This window comes from Streptomyces sp. NPDC045695 (genome assembly GCF_056432025.1).
The window spans coordinates 23,254-41,534 of sequence record NZ_JBWKJU010000020.1; the positions used below are offsets into that span (position 1 = coordinate 23,254).

General features: G+C 70.1%; 18 protein-coding genes. 5 read left to right on the forward strand and 13 right to left on the reverse strand.

The window, feature by feature from the left end:
- Window positions 1-34: 34 nt before the first annotated feature.
- Complete coding sequence (locus tag AC07DU_RS27160) at window positions 35-790, reverse strand: ABC transporter permease (RefSeq protein ID WP_360901298.1); 756 nt, start codon at window positions 788-790, stop codon at window positions 35-37.
- Window positions 787-1,722, reverse strand: a complete 936-nt coding sequence (locus AC07DU_RS27165; RefSeq protein WP_479114174.1) for an ABC transporter ATP-binding protein — start codon at window positions 1,720-1,722, stop codon at window positions 787-789. Before AC07DU_RS27165 ends, AC07DU_RS27160 begins: the two co-directional genes overlap by 4 nt.
- Window positions 1,723-1,825: 103 nt before the next feature.
- Between AC07DU_RS27165 and AC07DU_RS27170 the strand changes: the two genes are divergently transcribed.
- Window positions 1,826-2,596 (forward strand): TetR/AcrR family transcriptional regulator, encoded by a 771-nt coding sequence (locus AC07DU_RS27170; protein WP_479114176.1) that lies wholly within the window; start codon window positions 1,826-1,828, stop codon window positions 2,594-2,596.
- An 8-nt stretch (window positions 2,597-2,604) separates the two neighbouring features.
- On the opposite strand, the gene AC07DU_RS27175 is transcribed toward AC07DU_RS27170, so the two are convergent.
- Genes AC07DU_RS27175 through AC07DU_RS27190 form a run of 4 tightly spaced genes read right to left on the reverse strand, consistent with a single transcriptional unit; the run spans window position 2,605 to window position 5,636 of the window.
- Window positions 2,605-3,375: an alpha-ketoglutarate-dependent dioxygenase AlkB gene (locus tag AC07DU_RS27175; RefSeq protein WP_479114178.1), complete on the reverse strand. Its 771-nt coding sequence runs from the start codon at window positions 3,373-3,375 to the stop codon at window positions 2,605-2,607.
- Complete coding sequence (locus AC07DU_RS27180) at window positions 3,359-4,573, reverse strand: hypothetical protein (RefSeq protein WP_479114180.1); 1,215 nt, start codon at window positions 4,571-4,573, stop codon at window positions 3,359-3,361. The genes AC07DU_RS27175 and AC07DU_RS27180 overlap by 17 nt, the downstream gene beginning before the upstream one ends.
- Window positions 4,570-4,815 carry a DUF397 domain-containing protein gene (locus AC07DU_RS27185; RefSeq protein WP_360901283.1) on the reverse strand — a complete coding sequence of 82 codons (246 nt, stop codon included), beginning with the start codon at window positions 4,813-4,815 and terminating at the stop codon, window positions 4,570-4,572. Before AC07DU_RS27185 ends, AC07DU_RS27180 begins: the two co-directional genes overlap by 4 nt.
- On the reverse strand, window positions 4,812-5,636 hold the full coding sequence (locus tag AC07DU_RS27190; protein ID WP_479114183.1) for a helix-turn-helix domain-containing protein: 825 nt from the start codon (window positions 5,634-5,636) through the stop codon (window positions 4,812-4,814). The genes AC07DU_RS27185 and AC07DU_RS27190 overlap by 4 nt, the downstream gene beginning before the upstream one ends.
- Window positions 5,637-5,749: 113 nt before the next feature.
- Between AC07DU_RS27190 and AC07DU_RS27195 the strand changes: the two genes are divergently transcribed.
- Window positions 5,750-6,136, forward strand: coding sequence for an ATP-binding protein (locus AC07DU_RS27195; protein ID WP_479114185.1), 387 nt, complete (start codon window positions 5,750-5,752; stop codon window positions 6,134-6,136).
- Between the two features lie 26 nt (window positions 6,137-6,162).
- Here AC07DU_RS27195 and AC07DU_RS27200 read toward each other — a convergent pair whose 3' ends face one another.
- Entirely contained in the window at window positions 6,163-6,969 is an 807-nt protein-coding gene (locus AC07DU_RS27200; RefSeq protein ID WP_479114187.1) for a VOC family protein, read from the reverse strand.
- A gap of 131 nt (window positions 6,970-7,100) precedes the next feature.
- A complete protein-coding gene (gene argS, locus AC07DU_RS27205; protein WP_479114189.1) occupies window positions 7,101-8,861 on the reverse strand; it encodes an arginine--tRNA ligase in 1,761 nt (586 codons plus the stop codon).
- 169 nt (window positions 8,862-9,030) lie between these two features.
- On the opposite strand from argS, the gene lysS reads away from it, so the two are divergent.
- Complete coding sequence (gene lysS / locus AC07DU_RS27210; protein WP_360901274.1) at window positions 9,031-10,758, forward strand: lysine--tRNA ligase; 1,728 nt, start codon at window positions 9,031-9,033, stop codon at window positions 10,756-10,758.
- 79 nt (window positions 10,759-10,837) lie between these two features.
- Here lysS and AC07DU_RS27215 read toward each other — a convergent pair whose 3' ends face one another.
- The 3 genes from AC07DU_RS27215 to AC07DU_RS27225 form a co-directional block, all read right to left on the reverse strand.
- The gene (locus AC07DU_RS27215) at window positions 10,838-12,184 is read right to left on the reverse strand and encodes a DUF2637 domain-containing protein (protein ID WP_479114192.1); all 1,347 of its coding nucleotides are present in this window, start codon (window positions 12,182-12,184) and stop codon (window positions 10,838-10,840) included.
- A 154-nt stretch (window positions 12,185-12,338) separates the two neighbouring features.
- Window positions 12,339-13,103: a DUF3558 family protein gene (locus AC07DU_RS27220; protein WP_479026046.1), complete on the reverse strand. Its 765-nt coding sequence runs from the start codon at window positions 13,101-13,103 to the stop codon at window positions 12,339-12,341.
- 185 nt (window positions 13,104-13,288) lie between these two features.
- Window positions 13,289-14,155: a DUF3558 domain-containing protein gene (locus AC07DU_RS27225; RefSeq protein WP_479114194.1), complete on the reverse strand. Its 867-nt coding sequence runs from the start codon at window positions 14,153-14,155 to the stop codon at window positions 13,289-13,291.
- Window positions 14,156-14,362: 207 nt separating this feature from the next.
- On the opposite strand from AC07DU_RS27225, the gene AC07DU_RS27230 reads away from it, so the two are divergent.
- Window positions 14,363-15,556: an RtcB family protein gene (locus AC07DU_RS27230; protein ID WP_479114196.1), complete on the forward strand. Its 1,194-nt coding sequence runs from the start codon at window positions 14,363-14,365 to the stop codon at window positions 15,554-15,556.
- A gap of 105 nt (window positions 15,557-15,661) precedes the next feature.
- Here the strand turns inward: AC07DU_RS27230 and AC07DU_RS27235 are convergent, their stop codons facing one another.
- Window positions 15,662-16,378, reverse strand: coding sequence for an SDR family oxidoreductase (locus AC07DU_RS27235; RefSeq protein ID WP_479114198.1), 717 nt, complete (start codon window positions 16,376-16,378; stop codon window positions 15,662-15,664).
- A gap of 142 nt (window positions 16,379-16,520) precedes the next feature.
- On the opposite strand from AC07DU_RS27235, the gene AC07DU_RS27240 reads away from it, so the two are divergent.
- Window positions 16,521-17,483, forward strand: coding sequence for an AraC family transcriptional regulator (locus tag AC07DU_RS27240; protein WP_479114200.1), 963 nt, complete (start codon window positions 16,521-16,523; stop codon window positions 17,481-17,483).
- On the opposite strand, the gene AC07DU_RS27245 is transcribed toward AC07DU_RS27240, so the two are convergent.
- The gene (locus AC07DU_RS27245) at window positions 17,480-18,241 is read right to left on the reverse strand and encodes an SDR family NAD(P)-dependent oxidoreductase (RefSeq protein WP_479026056.1); all 762 of its coding nucleotides are present in this window, start codon (window positions 18,239-18,241) and stop codon (window positions 17,480-17,482) included. The genes AC07DU_RS27240 and AC07DU_RS27245 overlap by 4 nt on opposite strands.
- Window positions 18,242-18,281 lie beyond the last annotated feature (40 nt).

Here is an 18,281-nt window from a genome sequence, read left to right on the forward strand (position 1 = left end):
GTGTGCCGAGGGGCTTCTCCTGGCGAGGAGCCCCTCAGCGCGTCCTGCTGCGGAACAGGACCGAGGACAGGGCCACGGCCGCGGCCGTGATGCCCGCGCACCAGGTCAGGGCCACCCAGGGGGCGTCCCCGGCGGGCTGCGCCAGGAGCAGGGCGCGCAGGGACTCGATCACGGGGGTCAGCGGCTGGTGATCGGCGAAGCCGTGCAGCCAGCCGGGCATGGTGTCGATGGGGACGAAGGCGCTGGACGGGTACGGCAGGAACATCATCAGGAAGGTGAAGCCGCCCGCGGCTTCCGGGGACTTGGCGAGCAGGCCGAGTGCGGCGGCCAGCCAAGAGATCGCCGTGATGTACGTCAGCAGCAGGCCGGCCGCGGCGAGGAAGGCGGCCGGGCCCGCCTGGGGCCGGAAGCCGATCGCGAGGGCCACGACGAGGACCAGGGTGGTGGAGATCAGGTTGCGCAGGACCGAGGCGGTGACGTGTCCGGCGAGGATGGGGATGCCGCCGACGTCGAGGGAGCGGAAGCGGTCGATGACGCCGTTCGTCATGTCCTCGGCGACGCTGACGGCGGTGGAGGCCGCGCCGAAGCCCGCGCAGAGCAGCATGGCGCCGGGGACCACGTACGTCACGTACGCCGTCCCGGTGTCGATGGCGCCGCCGAAGAAGTAGACGAAGATCAGCATCAGCATGACGGGCAGCATCAGGGCCGCGATCAGGGCGTCGGGCCGGCGGCTGCTGATGCGCAGGCTGCGGCCGGCGAGGGCGAGGGCGCTCACGGGTACGGCGGTCATCGGTCGGCTCCCGTCAGGGTGAGGAACACGTCGTCGAGGGTCGCGCTGCGGACGGCGAAGCGGTCCACGGCGGTGCGGTCCGGGTCGAGTTCGTCGAGCAGGGCCCGGACGTGGGCGGCAGTGCCGTCGGTGGGCAGGCCGAGGGTGAGCCCGTCCGGGTCGAGGTGGACGGCGCGCGGGGCGAGGGCCTCGTAGGCGGCGCCGGTGGCGAGGGTCAGGTCCAGGCGGTGTCCGGCGACGCGCGACTTCAGTTCGGCCGGGGTGCCCTCGGCGGCGATGCGGCCCCCGGAGAGGACGGCGACGCGGTCGGCGAGCCGGTCGGCCTCCTCCAGGTACTGGGTGGTCAACAGGACGGTGGTGCCGTCGGCGCGCAGCTCCCGGACGAGGTCCCACAGGTCCTGGCGGCTGCGCGGGTCGAGGCCGTTGGTCGGCTCGTCCAGGAAGACCACCTCGGGACGGGAGACGAGGCTCGCGGCGAGGTCGAGGCGCCGCCGCATGCCGCCCGAGTACGTCTTCGCGGTGCGGCCGGCGGCCTCGGTGAGGCCGAAGCGGGCGAGGAGTTCGTCGGCGCGGGCGCGGGCCTTACGCGGGGAGAGCCCGGCGAGCCGGCCCATCATGCGCAGGGTCTCGATGCCGGTCAGGAGGTCGTCGAGGGCGGCGAACTGGCCGGTGAGGGAGATCAGTTCGCGGACGCGGGCCCGTGCGGTGACGGTGTCGTGTCCGGCGACGCGGACGGTTCCGGCGTCGGCCGCGGTGAGGGTGGCGAGGATCCGGACGGTGGTGGTCTTTCCGGCGCCGTTGGGCCCGAGGAGGGCGAGGACGCTGCCGCGCGGGACGGCGAGGTCGATGCCGTCGAGGACGCGGAGGTCGCCGTAGGCCTTGGTCAGGCCGGTGGCGTGGATGCCGAGGTCACCGGAGGCGTGCGGGGTCATGGGGATGTGCTCCCTTCCCGGGCTCTTTCTGCGTATGCCTTACGCTCTTCTGTGTAAGTAATACACAGAACTAGGATGGGGGTCAATCGAGGAGCGGGCGGTCATGGCGGACGAGGACAGCGGGACAGGGCTCCCTGCGAGCCTGGAAATGGCTTGGGGCCTGCGCGAACGCCCCGGCAAGGGGCCGCGCCCCACGCTCACGCTGCCGAAGATCGTTGATGCGGCGGTGGCCCTGGCCGCCGCCGAGGGCGTGGACGCCGTCTCCATGGGCCGCGTGGCCAAGGAACTGGGCGTCTCGACGATGTCCCTCTACCGCTACGTCGCCGCCAAGGAGGAGCTCTACGTCCTCATGGCCGACGCGGGCGTCGGCACCCCGCCGCCGCTGCCGCCCGAGGCACAGGCATGGGACTGGCGCGAACTGCTGACGAACTGGGCGTACGCGCAGCGGGCCGTCCTGATGGCCAACTCCTGGATCCTGCGCATCCCGATCACCGCCGCGCCTGTCTCCCCGAACCAGCTCGCCTGGATGGACCGGGGCCTCGCGTCGATGGCCGGTACGGCCCTGAAGGAGAGCGAGAAGCTCTCAACGATCATCCTGATCGGGGGCCTGGTACGGAACGAGGCCACGATGGCCGCCGACATGATGGACGCCATCATGAAGTCGGGGACCGCCCCGGAGCAGGCGCTCGGCCAGTACGTCCGCACGCTGCGGCTCATGACCGGACCGGACAGCCACCCGGCGGTGACGCGACTGCTGGCCTCGGACGCGTTCTCCGGCTCCGGCGAGCCGGACTTCCAGTTCCGCTTCGGCCTGGACCGCATCCTGGACGGCCTGGCCCCGCTGGCGACGGGGCGCAGGCCCTCATCGCCCTGAGGTCGGGGTCAGAGGGGCGGCAGTAGATCACTCTCGCTGACGGTGTACGTCATCGGGGGGTAGATGAAGTCCGTTTCATCGTTCTCGCGGCGCCGTAGTCGGTAGAACTCGCGCCGCTGCTCGTCGTCGGCCGACGTGAGGCGTGCGCCCTGCGGGAGGTACGCCTGTCCGTCACGGAACCGGACGAAGGTCTTCGACGTCCGAAACGTCACGCCCAACCATGAGTTGTCCGCCATCGGGACGGGCGCGTCCAGCACGATCTTGTGCTTGAACCGCCGGTTCGAGTCGACGGAGAACGCGACGACACTGTGGTGGGCGAGAGGGACCTCGAACGTGTCGGCTCCCGACCCCTTCGATTCGAATACCAGCTTCCGTGGTGGGCCCGCTTCGGGATGCCGGTAGCAGGAGAAGACGGCGATGAAAGACCCTTCGGCCAGGTCCAGGGCTTGGTCGCTATGGCTGCCCATGGTCCTGTACGCGTTCGTATAGCTCTCGATGAGAGCGTTGTTGAAGCCGACCGGGATCGCCGTGCGCTCTTGCACCTGTTGCGCCAGCCGTTCGTGCACCGCGCGGAAACGCTGCGCCGGGTTGCCGTATCGAGTGGTGGTGCGTACGAGAGGCACGCCCTCAGCCTCGTCGACACGGGTGAGCACGGCACCTCGCCGGCCCTTTCCCACGTCTTCCAGAAGCGCCGACGTGGACAGCTCCGTGAAGAGATCCTCATGGGCCGGCAACGAGAGCGAGATGACGGCGTCCGAGATCCTAGACGCGGGGGGCAAGATAGTCTCCCGTGTTCATGCTGAAGAGGAATGCGTCGCCGTAGTCGATGAAGGACGAGGTCTGGTTCTCCTCGGCGTACAGCCTGCGCAGCTCGGCCATGCCCTCTGGTGTGGGCGGCCCCAGCTTGACCAGCTCCCCGGCCGCTTTGAGGAACGTGTGGCCGTCCTTGCGAACGGCTTCGGCGCCCGAACAGCGCACCACGTACCCCAGACGGGTCGGAAGCATCTCGGCGCCCAACGTCGAAGGCCGGATTTCGTGCGTATAAAGGCGGTTGGTGGACAGCGGCATGAAGAAAACGGAACCCGGGTAGAGGGTCAGCGCGAATTGCGAGGGGAGCGCGACCCCGTCGCGTTCCCCGATCGGCTCCTTGAGGCGAAAGTGGAGCCTGGTCAGCCCGCTGGCACGCTTCACACCGTAGTCGAAGGCGTCCTCGGCCATAGGCTGCAGCTTTTCGAGCCCGTCATAGAAAGTGCAGAAGGCCATGACGCCATTGCCGGGCATGTCCTTGGTCTTGTCGGCATGGGCCGATATTCGGGCCTTGGACTGCTTGCGCTCCGCCGTGGCCTGGGTGTTGTGGTAGATCTGCGCGAGGACATGGTTCAGCGGTGCCTGGTTCCGGAAGACGGCGGCGGCCTCACGATTCAGAGCCTCGACGATGTGGGTGTCAGTCGGGCGAAAGCCCTCGGTCGGCCCCGAGAGATTCGTGGAGCACCGGAGCAGGCGGAAATGCAGTTCGTCGCCGTTCTGCTCGACGGGCGTCAGGTAGATGCCGCTGCGATGGGCCGTGCCGGGCTTGGTGGACTCCGTCAGGGACTGGAAGGCGTGCTCCGCGCGGATCCGTCCGAAGTGATAGCCGTCGAGGTCGAAGAAGCGCCGGTAGAACACGCCGGCACCGTGTACCCGGACGGGAACCCGGCCGACACCGACGGGGGTCCAAGGCGTGTCAACGCCCCCGTCGTCACCGTGCGACAGCTCCCGGATGACGAACACCCGGTCGGCAGCGCCCAGTTGGCGGCGGCTGATCCCGGACACGTCGCCGCACAGGTAGACGGTCTTCCGCGCGAGGTCGGGCGAACCGGAGGCGAGGTCCTCCGGTGTGATCACGGACCCGAAGAAGTCCCTGACCAGGTCGTTGCCGCGCAACGTCGACGGCGTGACCAGGATGTTGCCCGCCTCATCGATGCGGGCTTCCGTCATCGAGCCACCCAGCCGGTCAGCGCCGCCCAGCTCGCCGGGGCGAGCGTCAGGACGGGCCCGTCCTGGACCTTCGAGTCCCGGACGTGGACCGTGTCCCGGCCGGGGGCCACCTCGACGCAGGCGTCGCCGTCGCCGCCGCTGTACGAGGACTTGCGCCAGGCCACGGCGACTTCCAGGCAGGCGCCGCCTTCGCTGCCGCTGTAGCTGGACTTGAACCACTTCAGTGAGGTCGCGGCGCTCATGTCTCTCCTAGCAGGCGGCTCAACAGGCCCCGCGTCTGCTCCGTGTTGAGGGCCTGAGTCCGCAGCATTGCATACTTGCGCGCCATGATGCTGACCTCATCGGGGTCAGAGATGAGCTGACTACCGCGTTGGGTTTCGGTATAGCCGAGGTGCTGGTGGTCGGGCGTTTCCAGGAGGATGAACGGTCCGTCGAGAGCGGCGTGTGAGGTCCGGCCCAGCGGCATCACCTGGAGGCTCACATCCGGCAGGTCGGCGCAGGCGCGGAGGTGGTGCAGCTGCTCCTCGTACACATCGTCTCCTCCGAGCCTGTCGCGGAGTACGGCCTCCGAGATGACGAAGCTCAGGGTCGGTGGCGTACTGCGGCGCAGAATTTGCTGGCGCACGATGCGGCGGTCCGTCAGCGCCTCGATCTCCGCCTCAGGGTGCGCCGGGACTCGGCACCTGAAGACGGCCCGGGCGTAGTTCTCCGTCTGGAGCAAGCCCGGCACCACCTGGTTGTCGAACCAGGAGAGTGCGATCGCGCTTGCCTCAAGGCCCATGTACTCCTCGGCCCACGGCGGAGTCGCGTCGATGGTCGGCATCTCGTTCGCCGCCACGGTCAGCAGGCCCGGCAGGCCCAGGTGCAAGTCCATCAACTCCGCGACGTTCGGCATCAGCGCGCGGCGGCCCTGCTCGATCGAAGCGATGGTCTCCGCGTCCAGCCGGACCAGTTCGCCCAGCTGCTTCTGGGTCAGGTTCTTGGCGATGCGGGCGGCGGCCACCATCGCGCCGACCATCTTCATGGTCGTCGCGTTCGGCCGTACTCGTTTTCTCGGTGGCATGACAGCGAACTCCCCACCCACGTAGGCGGAATACCCCGTGCGGACCCGTACTCATCAAGGAGTACGGGTCGGCGCTCAGCCACACGCTAGTCACGGAACGCGACGATCGTCCCGTGAATCCAACTATTCAGGCGGCGCTCATGCGCGAGCGGGTCTACCTGCGCTCACCCCGATCCGTCGCAGCTGCGCGCCAGTTCACACGTGACACCTTGCGGGCGTGGGGGGCGACCGAACGCCTCGACGACACGTTGCTCTGCGTGAGCGAGCTGGCGACCAACGCGCTGCGGCACGGGGTCCCGCGCGGCCGCGGGTACCTGCTGCGGCTGTTCGGTTTCGAGGACGGGACCGTCCGGGTCGAGGTGCACGACAGCGGGCCCGGGTTCTCCCGGATCACCGGACGGCCGCTCGGGCGGGGGCTCACGCTCGTGGCCGGCCTCGCCGACGCCTGGGGGGTGCTGCCCCGGGCGCCGGGCAAGGTGGTGTGGTGCGAGCTCCGCTGAGCTGCCGCGCGGGCGGGGTCGCGGCGTCAGGCGGGCCGGTCCGGCTCGCGCACCGTGATCACCGCGAACGGCGCGCCCTGCGGGTCGGCCAGGACGGCCATGGGGCCCACCGGCGTGTCGAAGACGGGGGCGATGACCTTGCCGCCCGCCTCACCGGCCGCGGCCACGGTGGCGTCCACGTCGTCGGTGTGGAAGTACGGCAGCCAGTTCGGGGGCGTGCCCGGCGGCATCCGGTCCAGGCTCATCATCCCGGCCACCACGTGGCCGCCGACCTTGAACTCCGTGTACGGCTGGCCGCCTTCCTCCTCGGAGGCGGTCACGGTCATCGGCAGGACGGCGGAGTAGAACGCGCCGGCGGCCTCGGGGTCGCCGGTGCTGAGCTCGTTCCAGATCAGCGCGCCGTGCTCGTTGACGATGCCCGCGCCGGGGAAGGTGCCCGGCTCCCACAGGCCGAAGACGGCGCCGGTCGGGTCGGCGACCACGGCCATCCGGCCCAGGTCCATGACGTCGATCGGGCCCATCATGACCTGGCCCCGCTCGGCGGTGACGGACTTGAGGGTGGAGTCGATGCCGTCGGTGGACAGGTACGTCGTCCACACCGTCGGCGGCATCGGGTCGGGGATGGTGCCGTCCGGGTTCATCGCCTTCATGATTCCGGCGACCGGCTTGCCCTTGAGGGTGCAGACGGAGTACCCGCCCTGCTCGGGCGGGCCGATCTCGCCCTGCCAGCCGAAGAGGCCGCAGTAGAAGTCGAGGGCCGCCTGCTGGTCGGGGACCATCAGGTCGATCCAGCACGGGGTGCCGGGCTTGTAGGGGCCGTTCTTGTCGGGCACGGGGGCTCTCCCGTTCGGAGGGGGAAGGACGGGCCGTCCCCTACCCGTGCCGTACACACCGAACCGGGCCGTTCGGGTGACCGGCCCGGCACACGGGCGAACCGCGCGCCGGCCCGGTCACACGCCGCGTGTCAGAGCTTCTCGGGGGTCCGGATGCCGAGGAGGGACATGCCCTTGGTGAGGGTGCGGGCGGTCAGGTCGCACAGGAAGAGGCGGTTCTCGACCTGCTCGGGGGTCTCGGCCTTCAGGACCGGGCACTCCGAGTAGAAGGTCGTGTAGAACGAGGCCAGCTGGTAGAGGTACGCCGCCAGCTTGTGCGGGGCGTGCTCCGCGGCCGCCTCGGCGATGAGCTCGCCGAAGTGGTCCAGGTGCAGGCCCAGCGCGCGCTCTGCCGGGGCGAGGACCAGCTCCGGATGGGCGGCGGGCTGCGCGTCCCCGGCCTTGCGCAGGATGGACTGGATCCGGGCGTACGCGTACTGGAGGTACACGGACGTGTCACCGGTGAGCGAGACCATCTGGTCCAGGTCGAACTTGTAGTCGCGCGCGGCGGAGGTGGACAGGTCCGCGTACTTCACCGCGCCGATGCCGACCTGCACGGCCCGCTCGCCGATCTCGGCCTCGGACAGGTCCTGGGCCTTCTCCCGCACGACGGCCGCCGCCCGGTCGATCGCCTCGTCCAGCAGGTCCACCAGCCGCACCGTCTCGCCCTCGCGGGTCTTGAACGGCTTGCCGTCCTTGCCCAGGACCGTGCCGAAGGCCAGCTGCACGGCCTTGACGTCGTCGCCCAGCCAGCCCGCCCGGCGGGCCGTCTCGAAGACCATCTTGAAGTGCAGGGACTGCCGCGCGTCGACCACGTAGATCAGCGTGGTCGCGCCGAGGTTGCTCACGCGGTCGCGGATCGCCGACAGGTCGGTGGCCGCATAGCCGAAGCCGCCGTCCGACTTCTGCACGATCAGCGGGGTCGGGTTGCCGTCCGGCCCCTTGACGTCGTCGAAGAACACGCACAGCGCGCCGTTGGAGCGGACGGCGACGCCCGACTCCTCCAGCAGCTTGCAGGTCTCGACCAGCATGTCGTTGTAGCCGGACTCGCCGATCACGTCGGGGTCCTGGATGTCCATGTCCAGCTTGTTGAAGACCGAGTAGAAGTAGATCTTCGACTCGTCCACGAACCGCTGCCAGTGGGAGAGGGTCTCCGGGTCGCCCGCCTGGAGGTCCACCACCCGGGCCCGGGCCCGCGTCTTGAACTCCTCGTCGGAGTCGAAGAGCGCGCGCGAGGCCTTGTAGAGGCGGTTGAGGTTGGACATGGCCTCCTCGCCGGAGACCTCCGCGTCCGACTTGTGGTCCAGCTCGTGCGGGTGCTCCAGGAGGTACTGGATGAGCATGCCGAACTGGGTGCCCCAGTCGCCGATGTGGTGGCGACGGACCACGTTCTCGCCCGTGAACTCCAGGATCTCCACCATCGCCGCACCGATCACGGCGGAGCGCAGGTGGCCGACGTGCATCTCCTTGGCGACGTTCGGCTGGGCGTAGTCGATCACCGTGGTGCCCGGGTTCGCGGCGAGCGGGACGCCGAGGCGGTCGTCGCCCGCCCGCGCCGCGAGGGTCTCGATGATCGCCTTGTCGGTGATGGTGATGTTGAGGAAGCCCGGACCCGAGACCTCGATCTCCTGGATCAGGTCACCGGTTGCCATGCCCTCGACCACCGTCGTCGCCAGCTCGCGCGGGTTGGCCTTCGCCTTCTTCGCGAGCGCCAGGATGCCGTTGGCCTGGAAGTCGGCCCGGTCGCTTCGTCGCAGCAGCGGGTCCGCGCCACCGGCCTCCGGCAGGGCGGAGGCAAGGGCGTCCGCGACGCGCTGGTTGACGGAGGAAGCGAGGGAAGGGACCGAGGCCATGAGCTGCCGTTCCTGTGAGGTCGTGCCGGTGGGTGCACTTGGTTGTTCCGACAAGTGCCGAGTATCCCACGTGGGGGCAACCCGTTTCCCGTGGGAAAAGCAACCTCGGAGCGACCCGCTTCGTCTGGGAGAATGGCTGAAGCCAGCATTCGAGATAGAAGGACGTGTCGTGGCTCAGAGCAGCACCGAGACCGACTGGGTCTCCCGTTTCGCGGACGAGGTCATCGCCGAGGCGGAGCGCCGAGCACCCGGCAAACCTGTCGTCGTCGCGTCCGGACTCTCCCCCTCCGGCCCGATCCACCTGGGCAACCTCCGCGAGGTCATGACCCCGCACCTGGTCGCGGACGAGATCCGCCGCCGGGGCTTCGAGGTCCGCCACCTCATCTCCTGGGACGACTACGACCGGTACCGGAAGGTTCCTGCGGGCGTCCCCGGCGTCGACGAGTCGTGGGCCCAGCACATCGGGCGCCCCCTGACCGCCGTGCCCGCCCCGGCCGGATCGGCGTACCCGAACTGGGCCGAGCACTTCAAGGCCGCCATGACCGCGGCACTGGCCGAGCTGGGCGTCGAGTACGACCCCATCAGCCAGACCGAGCAGTACACCACCGGCGTGTACCGCGAGCAGGTGCTGTTCGCGATGAAGCACCGCGGCGACATCGATGCCATCCTCGACCAGTACCGCACCAAGCAGAAGCCGGGCGGCAAGAAGCCGCAGCAGAAGCCGGTCGACGAGGCCGAGCTGGAGGCCGCCGAGGGCTCCGGCGCCGCCGCCGAGGACGACGGCAGCACCGGCGAGGGCGGGTACTTCCCGTACAAGCCGTACTGCGGCGAGTGCGGCAAGGACTTCACCAAGGTCACCTCGTACGACGACGAGACGACCGAGATGACCTACGTCTGCACCGAGGACGAGTTCACCGAGACGGTCAAGCTCAGCGAGTTCAACCGCGGCAAGCTCGTCTGGAAGGTCGACTGGCCGATGCGCTGGGCCTACGAGGGCGTGATCTTCGAGCCCTCCGGCGTCGACCACTCCTCGCCCGGCTCGTCCTTCCAGGTCGGCGGCCAGATCGTGCACATCTTCGGCGGCGAGCAGCCGATCGGACCGATGTACGCGTTCGTCGGCATCAGCGGCATGGCGAAGATGTCCTCCTCCAAGGGCGGGGTGCCGACCCCGGCCGACGCCCTGAAGATCATGGAGCCGCAGCTGCTGCGCTGGCTGTACGCGCGCCGCCGCCCGAACCAGTCCTTCAAGATCGCCTTCGACCAGGAGATCCAGCGGCTCTACGACGAGTGGGACAAGCTGGAGGCCAAGGTCGCCGACGGCTCCGTCCTGCCCGCCGACGCCGCCGCGCACAGCCGCGCCGTGCGCACCGCGGCCGGCGAGCTGCCGCGCACCCCGCGGCCCATGCCGTACCGCACGCTCGCCTCGGTCGTGGACATCACCGCCGGGCACGACGAGCAGACCCTGCGGATCCTGAGCGACCTGGAGCCGGAGAAGCCGCTCACCTCCCTCGACGAGGTACGGCCGCGCCTGGACCGCGCGGAGAACTGGATCACCACCCAGGTCCCCGCCGACCAGCGCACCCTCGTGCGCGAGGAGCCGGACACGGAGCTCCTGTCGTCCCTGGACGACGAGGGCCGCGAGTCGCTGCGCCTGCTCCTCGAAGGCCTCGACTCCCACTGGTCCCTCGACGGGCTGACCACGCTCGTCTACGGCGTGCCGAAGGTGATGGCCGGGCTGGAGCCCGACGCCAAGCCGACGCCGGAGCTCAAGGTCGCGCAGCGCACGTTCTTCGCGCTGCTGTACCGGCTGCTCGTGACCCGGGAGACCGGTCCGCGCCTGCCCACGCTGCTGCTGGCGGTCGGCGCCGACCGGGTGCGCAAGCTGCTCGCGGTCTGAGTCGCGTCAAGCACGTACGCGAAAGGGCCCGCACCCCTCGGGGGGTGCGGGCCCTTTCACGTACCGGCTGCCGCCGCTGCTACGCGATGTGCTCGGCCGCGCGGTCCTTGTTGTAGCGCTGCTTGAACGCCGGGATCATCCGGCGGAGCAGGGAGCCGCTGCGCGGGTGGGTCACGCCGTAGCGGTCCGAGAGGTGTATGTCGAGGGCCTCGATCGACGGCCAGTCCTGCTTCTCGTCGGCCAGCGCGCAGAACACCTTGTAGGCCACCTCGGCGAACTCGGCCTCGTCCGGGGTCGCCGGACCCTCCTCGGGAGCCTCGTGGGGCTGCGCGGCCTGCTGGGCCTGGGCCTGCGCACCAGGGTCCGGCTGGGCGTGCTCCTGGCGGGGAGCCGGGATCGGAACGTCGGGCTGCACCTGCTGCTGCTCCTCCGGACCCATCGGAGGCAGCACCGGCGTCGGCTCCAGACCCTCGACGTACTGGGGGTTGTAACCGCCCTCGTACGCCGCCTGCGGCGCAAGCGGCGCCGCGAACCAGGCGCTGTTGTGGGCCGCGGGCATCGCCGTCGGCTCCACCGCGAACGGCGGCGGCGCGTGCGTCGCGGCGGCCGGCGGCGCCGCCAGGGGCCCGGACGGCGACGGGGACGGCGACTGCGCGGGCTGCTGGACGAGCTCCAAGGCGCCCGGGGCGGAGGCGGCGGCGGCCGGGTTCTGCTGCGCCAGTGGCGCCAGCACCGCCGGCTCGATGCCCGTCACCGCGAGCGCCTCCGGCGCCGTCTCCTTCAGCGGCACGCCGATCCGGGCCAGCTTCAGCGGCATCAACGCCTCCACCGGCGCCTTCCGCCGCCAGAAGCGCCCGTACCGCGCCTGCAGGCGGGCCTGGTAGATCAGCCGGTCCTGCTCCATGGCGACCGCCTGCTCGTACGAGCGCAGCTCCCACAGCTTCATCCGGCGCCACAGCTTGAACGTGGGGAGCGGGGACAGCAGCCACCGCGTGATGCGCACGCCCTCCATGTGCCGGTCCGCGGTGATGTCCGCGATCCGGCCCACCGCGTGCCGGGCGGCCTCGACCGTCACCACGAACAGGATCGGGATCACGGCGTGCATGCCGACACCCAGTGGGTCCGGCCAGGACGCCGCACCGTTGAACGCGATCGTCGCCGCCGTCAGCAGCCACGCCGTCTGGCGCAGCAGGGGGAAGGGGATGCGCATCCACGTCAGCAGCAGGTCCAGGGCCAGCAGCACGCAGATGCCCGCGTCGATACCGATGGGGAACACCAGCGAGAAGTTGCCGAAGCCCTTCTGCTCCGCGAGGGTGCGCACCGCGGCGTACGAGCCCGCGAAGCCGATGCCCGCGATGACCACGGCTCCCGCGACGACGACGCCGATGAGTATTCGGTGCGTACGAGTCAGCTGCATCGCGGCCACCCGCGATCCCCTCTCCTTGCTGAGTACTGCGTGCTGCGTGCTGGTGCTGCGTGCTGGCGCTGCGTGCTTACCGAGCCTTTACCAAGCCGCAGCAGGCACAGCGTACGGGTGACTGGATGTCAGCGCTCCAGGAGGTCCCGCCGTGGCGCCGCCGTCACTGCTGGGGCTGCGGCGACTGCGGCTGCTCGGCGGGCTTCTGGTTGGCGGCGTCGACCGAGGCCACGACTTCCTTCGCCGCCGCGATCGCGTCCTGGAGCAGCTTGGCCTGGTCGGGAGCGCCCGCACCCTCGTACGCCGCACCGTTGTAGTCGAGCGTCACCACCACGTTCTGGGTGCGCGCCACGATCGTCGTGTTGAAGAAGTCCACGTCCTTCTTCGCCGTGTAGACGACCGACGTGCCCTGGTCGCCGATGCCGCCCGCCGGCTCGGCCTTCACGTTCTCCGCGCCCTCGGTCGCCTTCGCCGCCTCAAGCTGCTTGTTGTACTGCTCCTCGGCGCGCTTGCCGGCGCCGCCGAGGGAGGCGTGCGAGTCGTAGCGGAAGAGCGAGATCGAGAGCCAGCGGTACTGCGAGCCCTTCAGACCGTCCTCGTCCAGACCGTTCCAGGAGCAGCTGGCACGGGTGGTCAGGTCGTTCGACTTCGTCGCCGAGCCGTTCTTGTCCTTCGCCTCCGGGACGAGGCTTTCTATCGTCGCCGTCTGGACCGACTTGCAGGGGTCCGGCAGCGTGGCGAACGCCGCCTTCTCCAGCGCGGCGGAGGCCTTCGCGTTGGGCTTGGCCGAAGAGGAGGAATCGGACTTCTTGCCGCCGTTCGAGCCCGAGTCCTTGCCCGAGTCGGACGAGCACCCGGCGACGGTGAGGATCACCGGGACGGCTGCGCAGGCGAGAACGCGAGTGAGGCGCGAGGCTGATCGGTGCATGATTCCTTCGGTACGTTCGTGGGTCCGATGCGGACCCTGCTTCGGGCGGTCATTCGGAGGCCGTTCGGGCGCCGTTTCGGACGCTGTTTCGGGCGCTGTTTCGGGCGCGGGACCCTGGCAACGGTAGCCCGAGCGGGCGTGCGCGTGCTGTGCGCGCCGTCACGCCGGGGCGCGGCGCGCACCGCTCACTCGTTGAAACGCTCGACCAGCGCCTGCGCCAACTGCCGCGCCTTGTCCTGGGTTTCGGTGCTCGGCGGGACCGTACCGGGCAGGGCGGGCTGCACGCTGTACTCGACCGTGACGATGACGTTCGAGGTGCGGAACACAATCCGCACGGTGCGGGTCTGCGCCGCGGTGGCCCCGGCCGGGCTCAGCTTGTCCTCGATGAAGGCCTGGGTGCCGAGGTCCTCCAGCACGCGGGATCCGAGCTCGACCGGCGGCGCCGGGCTGGTGCTCGGGGACGGCGCGCCGGGCGAGGGGGCGCCGGGCGAGGGCGCACCGGCGGCGGGCGGGGCCGCGGGCGGCGGGGTGGTGGCGCCGGCGGGCGTGGGGGTCGGGCTCCCGGTGGGGCCGGGGAAGGGCAGGTGCGCGTCGGTGAGCCGGCGCACGTAGACCTGCTTGGCCTTGTCGTCGTCGCTGGATGCGGCCCGGTCGTACGAGACCACGCGCTCGAAGCCGACCGACAGCAGCCGGGTCTCCTCGGGCGTCTGCGCGGTCCAGCGGCAGCCGACGTGCCGGTCGCCGTCGTACGAGGCGTCCGCGACGCCGGCGTACAGCTGGTCGCGCTGCTCGGGGGTGAGGGTCGGCGCGGCCGGGAGCATGGCCTTGAGCTTCTTGCTGTCGACGCCGGCCTTGCAGGGCGCGGGCAGGCTGCGGTACTTCCCCGGCTGGGCCGGCGCGGGCGTGCTGCCGCCCGCCTTCGAGTCGCTGGGGCTGCCGCCGCCGCTCCCGCCGGTGCAGCCGGTCAGACCGGCCGCACCGGCCGCGAGCGCGACCAGCACCGCGATGCCTGGCAGGACCCGCGATCCTCGCCGTACCGCCTTGCGCTGCACGTCCACTGGCTCCCTTCGACCGGCGGACCCCCGACGGTCAGGAAAATGCGTTGCCGCGACTTGGGCGCGGATGGACACAATGTCTATCGCACACGCTGGTGCTGGCGCCGGTCCCCTGTCGTATTTGGGATCAAGAGCGAGGCTTTTGCGTATTCTGAACTTTGTGAGCTTTCTGAGCTTCGTGTGGTTTCCGGGGGATTGATCCGTATGTCGTATGTAGAGGTGCCCGGGGCGAACGTCCCGATCCGCATGTGGACCGACCCGGCGTCGGTCGAGGACGGCGCGATGCAGCAGCTGCGCAACGTCGCCACGCTCCCGTGGATCAAGGGCCTGGCCGTCATGCCGGACGTCCACTACGGCAAGGGCGCCACGGTCGGCTCGGTGATCGCCATGAAGGACGCGGTCTGTCCGGCGGCGGTGGGCGTGGACATCGGCTGCGGCATGTCGGCGGTGAAGACGTCACTGACGGCCAACGACCTGCCGGGCGACCTGTCCAAGCTCCGCTCGAAGATCGAGCAGGCGATTCCGGTGGGCATGGGCCTGCACAAGGAGGCCGTGGACCCGTCGCGCCTGTACGGCTTCTCGGTCGACGGCTACGAAAGTCTCTGGGAGCGCTTCGACTACCTCACCGATGCGGTCAAATTCCGTCAGGAACGCGCCACGAAGCAGATCGGAACGCTCGGTTCCGGTAATCATTTTATCGAATTTTGTCTGGATGAGTCAGGTTCGGTCTGGCTGATGCTGCACTCCGGCTCCCGGAACATCGGCAACGAGCTGGCGGCACACCACATCTCCGTGGCCAGGAGCCTGGACCACAACCAGGGCCTGGTCGACCGCGACCTGGCGGTGTTCCTGGCGGCGACCCCGGAGATGGATGCCTACCGCAACGACCTCTTCTGGGCGCAGGAGTACGCCAAGTACAACCGCGCGGCGATGATGAGCCTGTTCAAGGAGGTCGTCCGGCGGGAGTTCCGCAAGGCGAAGGTCTCCTTCGAGCGGGAGATCAGCTGCCACCACAACTACGTGGCGGAGGAGCGGTACGACGGGATGGACCTGCTGGTCACGCGCAAGGGCGCGATCCGGGCCGGCAGCGGTGACTACGGGATCATCCCCGGCTCCATGGGTACGGGCTCGTACATCGTGAAGGGGCTCGGCAACGAGAAGTCCTTCAACTCGGCCTCGCACGGAGCGGGCCGGAAGATGAGCCGGACGGCGGCGAAGAAGAAGTTCTCGGCGCGGGACCTGGCGGAGCAGACCAAGGGCGTGGAGTGCCGTAAGGACTCCGGCGTGGTGGACGAGATCCCGGGCGCGTACAAGTCCATCGAGCAGGTCATCGACCAGCAGACCGACCTCGTGCAGGTCGTGGCGAAGCTGAAGCAGGTCATCTGCGTGAAGGGCTGACGCCTGCGTGCGGTTGTTCGGGGGAATGGAGGAGCCCGGGCCGATCCTGATCGGGCCGGGCTCCTCCGTATCGTCTTCCTGGAAGGCGTCGCGTCGGTGCGGCCGTCACACCAGGGCCGCGCCGCCGTCTATCGCGAGTGTGGTGCCGGTGACGTAGGCGTTGGACAGGGCGAAGAGATAGGCCGCCGCGGCTTCCTCGGCCGTGCCGACGCGCCGCGTGAGCAGTTCGGACCCGGCGCCTTGGAGGAAGGCCTCCGGGTCCGGGACGCTGGCGTCCCACAGCTCGGTGCGGATCACGCCGGGCTGGATCACGTTGACCCGCAGAGGGGCTAGTTCGACGGCGAGTGCCCGGGACAGGGCCTCGATGCCGCCGGTGATGGCTGCCGTGAGCGCGGTTCCGGACAGGGGGCGGACCGAGAGGACGCCCGAGCTGAAGGTGATCGAGCCGCCGTCGCGCAGGCGCGGTGCGGCGTGCTTGGCGGAGAGGAACGCGCCCCAGAACCGGCGCTCGAAGAGCGCCTTGGCCTCCTGCGGGGTGGTGTCGGTCAACGGCTTGATCAGCAGGGATTCGCCCGCGGTGTAGACGAGGTGGTCGAACGCTCCGAGGTGTTCGAAGAACGCGGCGATGGCGTCGCCGTCGGCGACGTCCAGGCGGCGGCCTTCGGCCGGCCCGCCCAGCCGCTTCGCCGCAGCGTCCACGCGGTCCTGATTGCTGGAGGCGACCACGACGTCCGCGCCGGCCGCCACGGCCTGCTGGGCCACCGCGAAGCCGATGCCGGAGGTTCCGCCGATGATCACGATCTTCTTGCCGGCCAGGGACATGGGATCCGTTCCTTCGTCGATGCGGTGCCGGGTCCGGCCGCCGCCATGGCAAGAACGTATGTCTCGGCGTCGAGACGATGAATGGCTAGAGGTCTCGACTTCCTGTCACATCGTCTTGCGGTGATGGCGCTAGGGTGGCGTTGTGGACATCCTGAGCGACACCCTCGAAGTCCTGCGGACGGGGCGCCCGATGGTGACCCGCACCGACGCGCACGCCCCGTGGGCCCTGAAGTTCCAGCCCCTCTCAGGAGCGGGGTTCCACGTGGTCGTGGAAGGGCACTGCCACCTGCTGCCCCCGCACGGCCCACCGCTCGCGCTCGGCCCGGGCGACATCGTGTTCCTCCAGCGCGGCAGCGGACACACCCTGTGCGATGTGCCGGGCCGCGATCCGGTGGACTTCGTGCCGGAGCGCGTGGACCGTTCCTCGCCGATCGGCCAGGTCACCGTGGAGGGGTCGGGGGCGCACACGGTGCTGGTGTGCGGCGCGTACGCCATCGACGTCGATCGCCCGCATCCGCTGTTCAGCGATCTGCCGGAGGTCATCCACCTCCCCGCGGTTCCGGGCCGCCACCCGGTGCTGCGCTCGGCGGTCGATCAGCTGTGCGCCGAGTTCCACGCGCCGCAGCCGGGCTCGGACGCGGTCGTCACGGCGCTCATCGATCTGCTGCTGCTGTACATCCTCCGCTCGTGGTTCGCCGAACTGCCGAAGGATCGGACCCACGGGTGGACGGCCGCGCTGAGCGACCCGGCGGTCGCCCCGGCCCTGAAGGCGATCCACGACGATCCGGGCCATCCCTGGACCGTGGAGTCGCTGGGCACCCGCGCCGGGCTGTCCCGGGCGGCGTTCGCCCGCCGCTTCGCCTCGGTGGTCGGCGAGCCGCCGTTGACGTACCTGACCAACTGGCGGATGGCCACCGCGGCGCGGTTGCTGCACCGATCGCCGGCCCCGCTGAGCACCATCGCGCAACGCACGGGGTACACCTCGGAGTTCGCCTTCGCCAAGGCGTTCAAACGACACTTCGGATCGCCGCCGGGGGCCTACCGCAAGCAGGCCCGGACGGCGGGGACGGCGGGCGATGAAGCCCGCGGAGGCGGGCTGGTCTAGAGCTCGCGGTGGACCTTGGTGTTCGAGGCCTGGGCGCGGGGGCGGACCACCAGGAGGTCGATGTTGACGTGGCTGGGGCGGGTCACCGCCCAGGTGATGGTGTCGGCCACGTCGTCGGCGGAGAGGGGGTTCGCGACGCCCGCGTAGACCTTTTCGGCCTTCTCGGTGTCCCCGCGGAAGCGGGTGGTGGCGAACTCCTCGGTCTTGACCATGCCCGGGGCGATCTCGATGACGCGCACGGGCTGGCCGACGATCTCCAGGCGGAGGGTCTCGGCGAGGACGCGGGCGCCGTTCTTGGCGGCGACGTAGCCCGCGCCGCCCTCGTACGTGGAGTGGCCCGCGGTGGAGGAGAGGACGACGACCGTGCCGTCGCCGGAGGCGGTGAGGGCCGGGAGCAGGGCCTGGGTGACGTTGAGGGTGCCGATGACGTTGACCTCGTACATCGTGCGCCAGTCGGCGGGGTCGCCGGTGGCGACGGGTTCGGCTCCGATCGCGCCGCCCGCGTTGTTGATCAGTACGTCGCAGCGGCCGAGGGAGGACGCGAAGGCGTCGACGGCGGCGCGGTCGGTGACGTCGAGGGCGTGCGCGGTCGCGGAGTGGCCGGCGCCGGTGAGGTCGGCGGCGAGGGCCTCGATGCGGTCCTTGCGGCGGGCGGTGAGGACGACGTGGTAGCCGGCCGCGGCGAGCTGTCGGGCGGTGGCGGCGCCGATGCCGCTGCTCGCTCCGGTGACGACGGCGGTCTTGGTGGCCGTGCTCATGTGCGGGGCTCCTCGGTCGTGCGCGGGTCGTTCGTACGGG

Bases quoted from the DNA above. Each gene is read 5' to 3' on its own strand.
- AC07DU_RS27245 (WP_479026056.1), bottom strand. From the start codon at position 18,241: ATGAGCACGGCCACCAAGACCGCCGTCGTCACCGGAGCGAGCAGCGGC.
- AC07DU_RS27160 (WP_360901298.1), bottom strand. From the start codon at position 790: ATGACCGCCGTACCCGTGAGCGCCCTCGCCCTCGCCGGCCGCAGCCTG.
- AC07DU_RS27190 (WP_479114183.1), bottom strand. From the start codon at position 5,636: ATGCCACCGAGAAAACGAGTACGGCCGAACGCGACGACCATGAAGATG.
- AC07DU_RS27230 (WP_479114196.1), top strand. From the start codon at position 14,363: ATGTCGTATGTAGAGGTGCCCGGGGCGAACGTCCCGATCCGCATGTGG.
- AC07DU_RS27185 (WP_360901283.1), bottom strand. From the start codon at position 4,815: ATGAGCGCCGCGACCTCACTGAAGTGGTTCAAGTCCAGCTACAGCGGC.
- AC07DU_RS27235 (WP_479114198.1), bottom strand. From the start codon at position 16,378: ATGTCCCTGGCCGGCAAGAAGATCGTGATCATCGGCGGAACCTCCGGC.
- argS (WP_479114189.1), bottom strand. From the start codon at position 8,861: ATGGCCTCGGTCCCTTCCCTCGCTTCCTCCGTCAACCAGCGCGTCGCG.
- AC07DU_RS27170 (WP_479114176.1), top strand. From the start codon at position 1,826: ATGGCGGACGAGGACAGCGGGACAGGGCTCCCTGCGAGCCTGGAAATG.
- AC07DU_RS27220 (WP_479026046.1), bottom strand. From the start codon at position 13,103: ATGCACCGATCAGCCTCGCGCCTCACTCGCGTTCTCGCCTGCGCAGCC.
- AC07DU_RS27180 (WP_479114180.1), bottom strand. From the start codon at position 4,573: ATGACGGAAGCCCGCATCGATGAGGCGGGCAACATCCTGGTCACGCCG.
- AC07DU_RS27165 (WP_479114174.1), bottom strand. From the start codon at position 1,722: ATGACCCCGCACGCCTCCGGTGACCTCGGCATCCACGCCACCGGCCTG.